This window comes from Candidatus Rickettsiella isopodorum, from assembly GCF_001881495.1.
GTDB classification, from domain to species: Bacteria; Pseudomonadota; Gammaproteobacteria; order Diplorickettsiales; family Diplorickettsiaceae; genus Aquirickettsiella; species Aquirickettsiella isopodorum.
In genome coordinates this window covers 41399-54188 of record NZ_LUKY01000030.1, presented here as the reverse complement: position 1 = coordinate 54188, position 12790 = coordinate 41399, and the positions used below count along the sequence as shown (strand labels likewise).

Annotated in this window: 6 protein-coding genes; 4 read left to right on the top strand and 2 right to left on the bottom strand. The window is 38.7% G+C overall.

What is annotated here, in order from left to right; all coding sequences use genetic code 11:
- Positions 1 to 18 precede the first annotated feature (18 nt).
- Together icd and clpA are read left to right on the top strand one after the other, a co-directional pair.
- Positions 19 to 1317, top strand: coding sequence for an NADP-dependent isocitrate dehydrogenase (gene icd / locus A1D18_RS01575; protein WP_071662071.1), 1299 nt, complete (start codon positions 19 to 21; stop codon positions 1315 to 1317).
- A 302-nt stretch (positions 1318 to 1619) separates the two neighbouring features.
- The gene (clpA, locus tag A1D18_RS01570; RefSeq protein WP_071662070.1) at positions 1620 to 3929 is read left to right on the top strand and encodes an ATP-dependent Clp protease ATP-binding subunit ClpA; all 2310 of its coding nucleotides are present in this window, start codon (positions 1620 to 1622) and stop codon (positions 3927 to 3929) included.
- Here the strand turns inward: clpA and infA are convergent.
- Positions 3922 to 4170, bottom strand: a complete 249-nt coding sequence (infA, locus tag A1D18_RS01565) for a translation initiation factor IF-1 (RefSeq protein ID WP_071662069.1) — start codon at positions 4168 to 4170, stop codon at positions 3922 to 3924. The two genes, clpA and infA, sit on opposite strands and share 8 nt — an antisense overlap.
- A gap of 137 nt (positions 4171 to 4307) precedes the next feature.
- Here infA and A1D18_RS01560 point away from each other — a divergent pair, with 137 nt between their 5' ends.
- Both A1D18_RS01560 and A1D18_RS01555 read left to right on the top strand, forming a co-directional pair.
- Entirely contained in the window at positions 4308 to 4802 is a 495-nt protein-coding gene (locus tag A1D18_RS01560) for a CinA family protein (RefSeq protein WP_071662068.1), read from the top strand.
- Between the two features lie 227 nt (positions 4803 to 5029).
- Positions 5030 to 11971 carry an ankyrin repeat domain-containing protein gene (locus A1D18_RS01555; protein WP_071662067.1) on the top strand — a complete coding sequence of 2314 codons (6942 nt, stop codon included), beginning with the start codon at positions 5030 to 5032 and terminating at the stop codon, positions 11969 to 11971.
- A 51-nt stretch (positions 11972 to 12022) separates the two neighbouring features.
- Here the strand turns inward: A1D18_RS01555 and A1D18_RS01550 are convergent, their stop codons facing one another.
- Complete coding sequence (locus A1D18_RS01550) at positions 12023 to 12787, bottom strand: exodeoxyribonuclease III (RefSeq protein ID WP_071662066.1); 765 nt, start codon at positions 12785 to 12787, stop codon at positions 12023 to 12025.
- Between the last annotated feature and the right edge of the window lie 3 nt (positions 12788 to 12790).

Genomic DNA, 12790 nt, shown 5'->3' with positions numbered 1-12790 from the left:
AAAAGCGGAGTAGCACGCATGACTTACCAGCCTATTCAGATTCCAAGTTCGGGTGAGAAAATATCAGTAAATTCCGACTATTCCTTAAATGTCCCGAATCAACCTATCATTCCTTTTATTGAAGGGGATGGTATCGGTGTTGATATTACGCCGGCTATGCGACTCGTCGTCGATGCGGCTATCCGCAAGGCTTATGGTGATAACCGTCGAATTGCTTGGATGGAAATCTATGCCGGTGAAAAAGCCACGCACGTTTATGGCACTGATGTTTGGCTACCCGAAGAAACACTCACTACAGTACGTGATTATGTGGTTTCTATCAAAGGTCCACTCACGACACCTGTAGGCGGAGGTATCCGCTCCTTAAATGTGGCATTGCGCCAACAACTGGATCTGTATGTTTGTTTACGACCGATCCGTTATTTTAAAGGGGTACCAAGCCCGGTTCGCGAACCTGAAAAAACCAATATGGTTATTTTCAGAGAAAACTCTGAGGATATTTATGCAGGAATAGAGTGGGAAGCCGACAGTAAAGAAGCCAAAAAATTGATCGCCTTCTTACAAGATGACATGGGTGTTAAAAAGATTCGCTTTCCTGAACATTGTGGCATTGGCATTAAACCCGTCTCGAAAGAAGGAACACAACGATTGGTAAAATGCGCCATTCAATATGCCATAACTCACGATCTGCCTTCAGTCACCTTAGTACATAAAGGCAACATCATGAAATTCACCGAAGGTGCGTTTAAAGATTGGGGTTATGCGGTCGCTAAAGAACAATTTGGCGCAGAACTGCTCGACGGAGGACCTTGGATGTGCCTAAAAAATCCGAAAACCACTAAAGAAATTATTATTAAAGATTTCATTGCCGATGCCTTTTTACAACAAATTCTACTCCGTCCAGCGGAATATAGTGTCATAGCGACATTAAATCTGAATGGCGATTATATCTCCGATGCTTTAGCGGCGCAGGTCGGTGGTATCGGCATTGCTCCTGGCGCCAACCTGAGCGATAAAGTGGCTATGTTTGAAGCAACCCATGGCACAGCACCCAAATATGCCGGTCAAAATAAAGTCAATCCCGGATCGCTGATCCTATCCGCTGAAATGATGCTACGACATCTGGGTTGGAACGAAGCAGCCGATTACATCCTAATCGGGATGGAAGGCGCTATATTAGCCAAAACCGTGACTTATGACTTTGCGCGTTTAATGAACCATGCCAAAGAAGTCAGTTGCTCTGATTTTGCTCAATCTATCGTCGATCATATGAGCAATAAACACACACTGGCATCGGCTACAACATTAGAAAAATAATTATTTTTCTAGCCTGTCATGAGTTAAGAGGAAAATTTAATTTTCCTCTTAAAATCGTCCCCCTTAAGCACTTTTATCCTGCTGAAAAAGCATTACCCCGTATGGGAAAAATACACCCTACCCCTCTCTGCGTTTAAAAGGTTTAAAATTAAGCAAACTCGCAAATCCTTAAATTTCGACTAGGCTAAAAATAAAGGGAAATAATTTTTTCAACATGGACTACCCAGCTTGTATAACAACAGTGAAAAACGCCTTTATGTGTGAATTCACGGATTTGATTCGATTCGAAAAGGAGGGCTACCATGTTTAGCAAAGAGCTTGAAGTTAGTTTAAATTCGATATTTAAACAAGCCCGTGAAAAGCGTTATGAATATTTAACGGTTGAACATCTATTGTTAGCGCTTTTAGATGAACCTTCTGCTGTTGCCGCACTAAAAGCGTGCGGAGCGAATTTAAATCGGCTTAAGAACGAGATTAGTAATTTTATTGCAGCAACCACACCTTTGTTTCCTTCTGCTGATCCTAATCTCGATATACAACCCACATTAGGTTTTCAACGGGTGTTACAACGTGCTATTTTTCAAGTACAATCCAGCGGAAAAATGCAAGTACATGGCGTTAATATTTTAGCGGCTATTTTTGGGGAACAAGATAGCCAAGCTATTTATTTTTTACGCCGCGAAAATGTAACACGCTCTGATATATCGAATTACATATCGCAAGGGCTACCTAAATTACAAGATAATTTGGAGCCTAAATTAAATCAGTTTGTGACTGAAGAAGAAGTCACTATAGAAGGTCCTGGAAATAGTCCATTAGAACTTTATGCAATTAATTTAAATAGTAAAGCGCGTCTTGGAAAAATTGATCCTTTAATTGGCCGCGAAGAGGAATTAGCGCGAGTTATTCAAATCCTATGTCGCCGTCGTAAAAACAACCCGTTATTAGTCGGTGAAGCTGGTGTCGGTAAAACTGCGATTGTCGAAGGACTGGCTAAAGCCATTATTGAAAAAAGGGTTCCCTCTGTTCTTGCGAATAGTACCCTTTATTCTTTAGATCTCGGTAGTTTACTTGCTGGAACCAAATATCGTGGTGATTTTGAAAAAAGATTTAAGGCTTTATTAGCTCAGCTCAAACAAGAACCTCAATCCGTACTGTTTATTGATGAGATTCATGTCGTCATTGGTGCCGGCGCTGCCTCGGGTGGTGTCATGGATGCTTCTAATTTAATTAAACCGTTACTCACTACCGGAGAATTAAAATGCATTGGTGCTACCACTTACCAAGAATATCGCAGCATTTTTGAAAAGGATCGGGCATTAGCAAGACGTTTCCAAAAAATTGATGTCCCCGAACCTAATTTAGAAGAAACCATAGCCATTCTACGCGGTCTACGTGATAGACTGGAAACACATCATCATGTGAAATATCGTATGAATGCCTTACGTGCTAGTGTAGAACTGGCTGCACGTTATTTACCCGATCGTTTCTTACCAGACAAAGCCATTGATATCGTGGATGAAGCAGGCGCTTATCAGGCCTTACGACCTAACCATAAAAGAAAGCAAGTCATCGGTATTCATGAGATCGAAGCCATTGTGGCAAAGATGGTACGTATTCCTACACGAAATGTTTCTGCCTCCGACAAAAGTCGTTTACGGCACTTAGAAACAAAATTAAAAGCGCGCGTATTTGGCCAAGGGATAGCCATTGAAAATCTTTGTGCCGCCATGAAATTAACGCGTTCTGGTTTAAGAGAAACCAATAAAACAATTGGGTCCTTTCTTTTCGCAGGCCCAACGGGGGTGGGTAAAACAGAAGTGACGCGTCAATTGGCAGAACTGATGGGCATCGAATTACTGCGCTTTGATATGTCTGAATATATGGAAAGACACAGTGTATCTCGCTTAATAGGAGCTCCTCCGGGTTATATTGGTTATGATCAAGGGGGTTTACTAACCGAAGCAGTGACTAAACATCCTCATGCTGTTTTATTATTGGATGAAATAGAAAAAGCTCATCCTGATATTTTTAATCTCTTATTGCAAGTGATGGATCATGGTAACTTAACGGATACCAATGGTCGAAAAACAGATTTTAGTCATATTATTTTGGTCATGACCAGTAATGCGGGAGCCGATCAGTTTAGCCGTCAAGAGATAGGCTTTACGCCTAATTTAAATCATACTGAAAACTCAGAGGCCATCAAACGCGTATTTTCTCCTGAATTTCGCAATCGCTTGGACGCCACTATTTTCTTTAATTATTTAAATGCAAACATCGTTTCTCAAGTGGTCGATAAATACTTACATGAATTAGAATCACAACTCGAAAAGAAACACGTCACGTTGCAGGTAGACAAACCCGCCCGTGCCTGGTTAGCTCAACATGGTTATGAAAGAAGCATGGGCGCACGTCCAATGATGCGTCTCATTCAGGAACAAATTAAAAAACCGATTGCTGATGAATTACTTTTTGGACGCTTAGTACACGGTGGTCATTTAACATTAACGTGTACCAACGATGAATTACAATTAATTATTTCCGCAAAAGGTAGCGTTATTACGCCTCCTGAGCAAAATAAAAATCTAACTCAAGCCCCGATTAGCTAGGCTTAGATTTATCAGGCTCGGACCCTTTACCGCGAAATATGATACGACCTTTGCTGAGATCATAAGGTGTCATTTCCACTTTCACTTTGTCACCTGTGAGAACACGGATATAACTTTTTCGCATACGTCCAGAAATATGGGCATTTATAACATGCCCATTTTCTAATTCCACCCTAAATAAGGTATTCGGTAAAGTCTCAATGACTGTACCTTCCATCACTATCTGATCTTCTTTGGCCATAAATTACCTAAGGTTAACTCTCTTATGCGTTAATACGGCTATGTTGCCGTAAAAGTCATTCGTTTACTATAACATTTTTTTGCATCAGCCGTTATACTCCTAAACTAAGGAAACTACGATAGGATGCTAGGCAACGGATGACTCACTCATTATCCCAAGTGCATTGCGACGCTAAAAAATTAGGCGATCAACTCAAACAACAGCATTTACAGTTAGTGACTGCAGAATCGTGTACCGGAGGACAATTAGCACAAACCATTACCAGCGTACCTGGTGCTTCTGCATGGTTTGAGCGTGGTTTTGTGACTTACTCTCGTTTATCTAAACAACAAGTTTTGGGTATCGATAAGACTCTATTCAATCAATATGGAGCGGTGAGTAAAGAAGTGGTACTCGCAATGGCTACCGGTGCCTTAAACAAAAGCCCTGCCAGCGTCAGTATAGCCATTACCGGCATCGCAGGACCTGATGGTGGCACTGAACAATTGCCAGTAGGTACGATATGGACAGCTTGGGTGAGTAAAAATGCTTTCAGTAAAGCGCTATGCCAACACTACTCGGGTGATCGATTAATTATTCGTTACGCAGCGGTAGAATTCGCATTACAAACCTTATTAAAGTTAATAAAATAAAACATTATTCTGCACGAACTTATAAATTTTATTTGGTATAATGTTGCGCCTTACGGATAACTTCATTAAAAAATAATTATTGCACTATCGATAATTAAGATTTATCAGAATTATTTTTTTAATGGAAATTTAAATATGCCAGTGTCCGTTATCCAATGATTCTTGATTCTAAAAAAACTTCATATGAACTTACTTTACGAGGATCCCTAATCGGGGAAACATAAAAAATGCCTTCATATACCTACCTACCACAACAAGCGTTTGATGAAAGCTACCAACTATTAGTGAGTTTATTATCAGATTATATAAAAACGAATAACATTGAAAATCTGCCTAATATCGAAAAAATTTTTGAAAAGCAAAAATTTTTTGTTTTAAACGAAGGGAATGGCAAATCATTTTTACATGAAGCTGCCATACAAGAAAATCTTCCACTCATTACCTTCCTTCAGAAAGTCGGTCACGATATTAATCGTGTAGATAAGCACTATAGAACACCCTTATATGATGCATGTGCTGGATTAAAATTAGCATCGGTCAATATATTGTTAGATTATGGTGCAAACCCGAATCTAGGCAATAGCCACCTTTTACTAAAAGGAAATCGAGATGACATAGAAGGTTTAGTAACCTATCAGGGTGAAATCATTCCTTTAGTGGCTACCATTGAAAGCACAGCAACAGTGACGGCGGAACAACTGACAACTGCCTTAACTCGTATGCAATCCGTTGAGGTTTTTTCTGGTCTAACGACCAGAGAAGCGACGAAACGTGCCGCCGCACTGATTGTAAAGAAACTGATTGAAAGAGGAGTAAATATTAACCTACAAACCGGCTTGGAAAATTTTTCAGCATTACATCGCGCCATTATCGGTACACGAAGTTTAATTGTTAAGGAAATAATCAATTCAGACCAAGTCAATCCTTATCTTGTTGATCGTGATGGTGAAACAGGCTTGCATATGGTGGCTAATTATCGAAGTCAAGAAGAAAAAGAATCTGAACGAGTGCAAGCTCAGATGCAAGAAGAAAAAGAAATTGCAGAATTAATTATCCCGCATCTTGAAGCCCTTGACATACAAGAAATAAAATACGGAAATACGCCGCTTCATACTGCCGTTATCCGCAGTAATAGGAATGTTGTTAAGTCTCTTTATCAAAAGGATTATCTGTTTCAGCATAGAAAGATTTTAAGTATCCAAAATAACGCGGGGAATACCGCCCTACACGAAGCAGTTCAAGTAGCCAGACGAGGACCCAAGGTTTTAAAGCTGTTATTACGCGTCGCTACAAACGATGATTTGGCTATTGTAAATAATAGAGGAAAAACCGCAAAACAAATGGCTGAGCGTCTACTGCAAGAATCATCCGTTATCAGTTCTTTAACTCGAGAAATAAAAGTTGCAGAAACCAATCTAGATACGCTACTAAACAGCCTGCCGTATCGTACTACTCAGTTACACAATTTAGACGATAAAACTGTGAAAACTATACTTGAATGGAAACCATTAAATCAATATCAATTAATGGAATTTAAAAAAGCTATCCATCATTTAAATACAGCCATTGATAACTTAGAAACTAATCCCTTTTTTGATACTGGATTATCGGACTTTGAAGAATTAGCGAGTGCTATACATAGTTTGTCTTATGACTTAAAGCACTATGAACAGATTGCTTCATCAAAAAAAGGGAATTATCATTCAGTTTTAATAGAAACTGCAGATAAATTACGCTTGCAAGCAGACAAATTAGCTGGGGATATTGGTAATGATCTTCTTCCTAAAAGCTATCTTGAGACATTAACCAGTCTAAGGCAAGAGGAATATTTTTCTTGGAAAAATCAAGTATTAGCATTGCCAAGCAATTTTCCAAATTTACGAAACCTAGAGACTAATTCGCCCGCCTATCAAGCGGATTTAGCCAAAGCGAATGAATTTTTTAACGAAGCTCAACATCAATTACATAGAGGCAATAACAATAATGCAAAGGCGTACACAGAAGAAGCTATTAGAATTTATCATCAGTTAAACGACTACCGATCTCTCGAATCGGCTTATCAATTTTTAGCGAAAACTGCGATTAACCAGGTGCCGTTATCAATCGCTCGCTATGAAGAAGTGAATCGAAACAAATTGATTTCTTTAGAATATCAGGAAAAATTACAGGGTCATTTAGCACTGGCTGGTCTTTATAAAGAACTTAAAGAACAAGCGCTTTCATCTTCATCATTTTTGCCCTCTTTTCTCACAATTGATGATCTACTAGCACGCGAATCCTTTCATTACTATGCATCTTATAAACTCACTCAAGGTCATCTGGATGGTGCAGCACATGTCGTATTACAACGTGAACTCGGAATAGCGAACAATGCTAAGTTAGGAACGTATAATATTCAACAATGTGTCGCTGTTATTGCGTTTGATCCTATCAGTAAAAAAGTGGTTTTATCTCATTTTGATAAATATTCTGGGCCTTTAAGCTTTATCGATCAATTACTCAATGAATTTCCTGGTCAATCTAAGCTACATCTCTACCTGAGTGGCGCAAGAGATCGAGTCAGTTTGGCATCAAGCACCAGTACCATATCAGATAACAACATAGAACAAGTGTTAAAACAAATATACGCAGAAAAAAATCGTTTTGTTATTAAATCATCTGACTTAGGTGATAAACCATCACCCGAAGCCATTGTTTTTGATGTAGAGTCTGAACGATTAATACATGCGGTGCCTAACTTTTCTGATAGTAGCCTTGAATCAAGAGAAGTCAATTTTCAATTGCAACGGATAAAAGGGGATTATTTACGCCCTTTAAATCCAGTTGATTTTACAAGAAATGAAGTGGATAGAAAAATAAGTTTTTCTATCGAACAACAACAACAAATAGCCTTTGAATACACTCGTTTTACTAAGACCACAAGCCAAACAGAGGCATGGAATCACCAAATATTTTATCCTTTAATGGCAGTGAATAACGAGTTGACAAGAGTAAATAAACCGGATTTTAGTCAAGGTTTGCTAGCCGCGCGCCTAAATACGGAGCAAGATAACAGCAACCTATTGATGGATATCGATGAGGATGTCAATAGCAATTTGGATATTACTCAACTCAGGTGTCTGGGAGGAAACAGACGCAAGCGTGAATCTAACTGTATACTAGATAGCCAATTACTACTTGAAGATCTGGAGGGCTTATCTGAAGCTAAGCAAGCTGAGCTTTTGCGATATGTTTCTACACGAACAGTAGGGGGAACACGGCAACGAGAAATTTCAAAGCTGATTGTTAATAACAAAATAATTAAGCATCTAGGTAAAGTGAGTAAGCTTTCCTCTCATTTAATGGGCGCTATCTTTGCTGAAGGAGCTATAACTAATTTATTGAAGGGTGACCCTACCGCAGCGATTAATCTGGCAAGTTTTACAGGGTCAAGCGCTCTACTTACAGGGGTATCTAAACTAATGGATAAAGAAGGAAAGCGCTTATTAGCGACAGGAAAAATATTTCGGGGTCGATTTTTAGGAGGAAGTGCCCCTTTTGTACGTCGTGGAGCCTCTCTATTCATTGCGTATGATCTTTATAATCAACTTAAAACATTACAAAATGATAGTAGTAATATTGATGCACGGGTAGGTGCGATAAGTGATGGAATTCTCTTAGCAACTGATGCGATAGAAATAGGGATTGAAGTGGCCGAATTCAGCTCAGAAGCCATAGCATTGATGGGAATTTCTGCTGTCACTGGTCCGATAGGCGAGATTGTGGGTGCTATTGTTATATTAGGAGTCCAAATATATGAAAGTGTTGAAGCGGTTGATCGTGAGAATCATCTCGTTCGTTTGACCGATTGGGAAAAACTAGAAGAAGGATCTCGTGCTTTTTTACATTGGGAACCAGAACCCCATATTAAAAAAATGATGGATGAAGTTATCGAATATGATCATCTCTTCGAGAAGAAACTAGAATTCTTAAAAAATTTTCCAGAAATTAAGTATCTTATTTTTCCTGCAATTAAAAAAATAGGTGAAGAGTGTCGCATCGTTCGAGAAAAATCTCGGTGTGGATTCGGCTTATCTCCATCAGCGCAGCCAATCGATTGTTTCAAGGAAAAAAAAGACTGTATTCCTGTCTTCAATGAGATTAAAGATAATACTGTCTATTTCAAAGATAAAGTCTCTGGGCTTGAATTAACCAGAGAGAAGATCATGCCACCACCTGGAACCCAGCTGCTTTGTCTCCCTACGGTAAATAGCAAAAAGTTTTCTACACGGATCGATTACCGCTGCGATGCAGCCATTGGTCTTAGTATGAATAATGACACCACTCGAAAAATAGCCTTTTATGATCTGGGTGAGGGAGAAGATCATGCAATGGGTTTCAGCAATATTTCTAATGTTTTTATAGTGAATAATGGCGCTAAAGACTATTTAGGAGGGACTCAAGAGGATATTTATATTGTAAAGGCGAGCGAAGTAGTCACTGCTTTAAATAAAGAGGAGGGGTTAGGTGGTTTAGACGGAAAAGAAGGGGTAGATATGTTACTGTTACAAGGATTTCAACCAACAGCAAACAAAATTACAGTCAACTTTAACGAAGGCGTTTTAAAATATGGTAATAAAACCATAGCTATCGCCAATATAGAAAAACTCATGGGAGGAGAGGTATCGATCTCTGTGGTTGCCGCGTGTGATACCCAAGAGATATCCACAGGCGGTGGGCCAACTTTTAAGCAGGCAGATACTATTTTTATCCCTAAAAATTCGAGTTGTGATTATGCAACAAATTTTTACTTAAAACCCCATAGTGTTTTGAATAATAAAGCACTACAAGGTCACTTTACTTACACTATTCTACCGGGTAAAGGAATGATTTTGGTCAATTTGACCACTGAAAAATCGAATGAGGAGCTAGTTTCCTCTGAGCATTTAAAGCATCAGTTTGTATTCAACACAGAAATTTCAGATTTATATGCTATTTCATCAACAACACAAACGATTACCTTTCATTTTTTAGAGCATAAAATAAGAAAGATTTTGCGCACTGTCCAAACGATTTCTATCGCTAAAGATAAAGCGACGAGCGATATAATCCTGCATTATCAACTCAAGCCTGGGGCCTTCCTTAACGAAAAATACTCATCATTGTTGCCTAAAGTGATTAAGGCAGCTCAATCGCAAAAGATATTAAAGAATTTTTTTAAAAATCATGATGTTAATGTGACACTTAGCCATCGAGATAAGATACGCCATGTGATCTTCAATCTGCTAAAAAATTCCGGCTTTATTCCGAACGATTTTAAATTAAATTTAAATTATTCCTTATTGAGTCCGCCTTTTTTTCAGTTTATAGACGGTGCTGAGCTTAAAATAGTTAATGGAAATAGCTATCTTTTTTATACAACGGATCAGAGCGTAGACGATATTATGACTCTCTATTCGCCCATGGCACGCCGTCTTAATATGATTTGTATTATACGTACGTTACAAAATCAGAGAGTTTTAATTGGTCACCACAGTCACGAAGTGATGCCTAATGATCCAAGTGCAAAAGAGACCCATTTTAACAGTAACGGGGGTGAAGGTCTTTTTGTTATCAAATCACCCTCCCCATTTATCCCATTTGTCAACGAGGTTATTCTTCACCGTGCTCACCATAGCGAACATAGGGATACTTTAGATTTTCGAGAGCTAAATGCTAAACTTCAAATTGATTTTCAATTTAGCGCTAATGCGTTTCAACTGGCATTCATATCAAAAGACAACGCTAACCAGTATAGCTTAGAGAACATACATAGACCAGAATCAGATAATGAATATAGAAAACCAGGGAATGATCTGATTCTGGTCTTAGGTCTCATAGGGGATAAAATTATCTTAGATTTTATCACGGTTCGTTTGAAAGATGCATTATTGACGCATTGGTATAAAGAGTATTTACATATTATTTTAAATATTGCCCCACAGAAGATAGTAGGACAACCCCCGAATCTATATCTAGAACCTATTCCCTTAAAACTAGACAATGTGCACCAGCTTATCAGTATAGGCGTTGAAGATGTAGAAAAAAATACTGAAATTATTATTCCGAGAGCCTATCATCAATTTAACTTTTATCACCATAATAAGGTAAATTTAATAGGGACCAATATACTCAGTCTTACTTCAGAAACAGAGGAGCCTTTGAGTATTATTTTAAAAAATTTTTATAAAGAGCCTAAATTAGCAACTTTATCATTCAAATTTTCTAATAAAAAAATGGTTCTGGCAGAGAAATTAACAGAATTGAATTCAGCACCCATCTTCGAAGATGAAAAAGAAGCGCGAGAAAAAGCCTTAAAAAAAGAATCAATGGTGATTATTACTTCTAAGTCAATTCCATTCTCTCAAGCAAATCAAACTAACCATTTTAATACGAGTAACCTTATTAGGCGACGTCGTTCCGTTAAGCCAGATAATGTAATTAATTCTTTTACTCAGAATACAGATTCGATACAAGAAAGAGCGGATGCTTACTATGATCGCTACGACCAAAGGAAAGAAAAATATCGCCTTAAGAAGTTTAGTCATAAATCCAGGAAGGGTTTAGCGGCTTACTCAACGCATCCGACTAATGACCCAACTAAACAACCCATTTCAACCACTCATCAACTAAACGAGATCACTTTCAATAGGCCCTCCATAAAAAAGTCGGCACCTGTTTCGCGTAAGGCGTATTCTAAAGCGGCCCAGCGAACGGACGTACACCCGCCCACATCAGAACAACCCATTATTATTCAAAAAAATACGAATTTTTATAAACGCAGCCTATTTATAAAAAAAAATCCAATGAAAGTCAGGCAATCTACCGGTAAAGCAAATCGCTTTAAAGAAATAGCAAGCGCACCAGAAAGCTCTCCGTATACGCAGCGAATAGCAGCAACTAAATTGAGTAGCCGCCATCAATCACATCAGCAACAAACTCAATCAGAAGGAATATCACGTGTCACGGCATCTATTGATATACAGAGTACATTATTTGCTCTTTCTTATGCTGCGAAATGTTTAACGGGGAAAAATAATCGACCTATTGTTAATCCCAAAATACGTCGTATTCAGCAACAACTCGAAAGACGGAAACAGTCAAGCCTACCAGGAAGCAACCCTTTATTGCTGAGACCTACTATGAAGTGAAACATCCCTAAAGACACACAGACAGTCACGTAAACACCTCCTCACCCGCTGCTAAAGCTTATAATCGATTGTTAAAGGGGCATGATCTGAAAAACGCTGATCCTTATAAATCTCAACCGATTTAATTTTGTCTTTTAGCCCAGGAGTAATTATCTGATAATCAATCCGCCATCCCACATTATTATCCCAAGCACGACCACGATTTGACCACCAGGTATATTGTTCAGCGTGTTGATTCACCTCTCGAAAAGCATCCACGTAACCAACAGGTCCTAATACTTGATCCAACCAAGCACGTTCTTCAGGTAAAAAGCCAGAATTTTTTTGATTGCACCGCCAATTTTTTAAATCTATCGGCTTATGTGCAATATTCCAATCCCCACAAATAATAAAGTCGTGTTTTTGCTGACGTTGTTTTTTCAAAATAGGTAGATAGTGATCCAAAAATTGGAACTTAAACTGTTGACGACATTCACCACTACTCCCTGAGGGCATATACAAAGAAGCAATACTCAAGCCAGGAAAATTCAGTTGCAGATAACGACCTTCTTTATCCGCACATTCCCAGCCTAAACCGGCAGTCATTGAATCCGGCTTGATACGGCTATAGATCGCCACGCCACTATAACCTTTTTTTTCCGCATCAAAAAAATAGGCCTGATAGTCTTGAGGATAATGTGAGACATCCAACTGATCTTCTTGTGCTTTGGTTTCCTGCAAACAAATCACATCGGCTTTTTGCTGCTTCATCCATTCAAAAAAGCCTTTTCGTGCCGCAGAACGAATACCGTTCACATTTAAAGTCATAATACGCATAGT

Excerpts from the sequence above, each read along its gene's own strand:
- icd (WP_071662071.1), top strand. The coding sequence starts at position 19 with ATGACTTACCAGCCTATTCAGATTCCAAGTTCGGGTGAGAAAATATCA.
- clpA (WP_071662070.1), top strand. The coding sequence starts at position 1,620 with ATGTTTAGCAAAGAGCTTGAAGTTAGTTTAAATTCGATATTTAAACAA.
- infA (WP_071662069.1), bottom strand. The coding sequence starts at position 4,170 with ATGGCCAAAGAAGATCAGATAGTGATGGAAGGTACAGTCATTGAGACT.
- A1D18_RS01560 (WP_071662068.1), top strand. The coding sequence starts at position 4,308 with ATGACTCACTCATTATCCCAAGTGCATTGCGACGCTAAAAAATTAGGC.
- A1D18_RS01555 (WP_071662067.1), top strand. The coding sequence starts at position 5,030 with ATGCCTTCATATACCTACCTACCACAACAAGCGTTTGATGAAAGCTAC.
- A1D18_RS01550 (WP_071662066.1), bottom strand. The coding sequence starts at position 12,787 with ATGCGTATTATGACTTTAAATGTGAACGGTATTCGTTCTGCGGCACGA.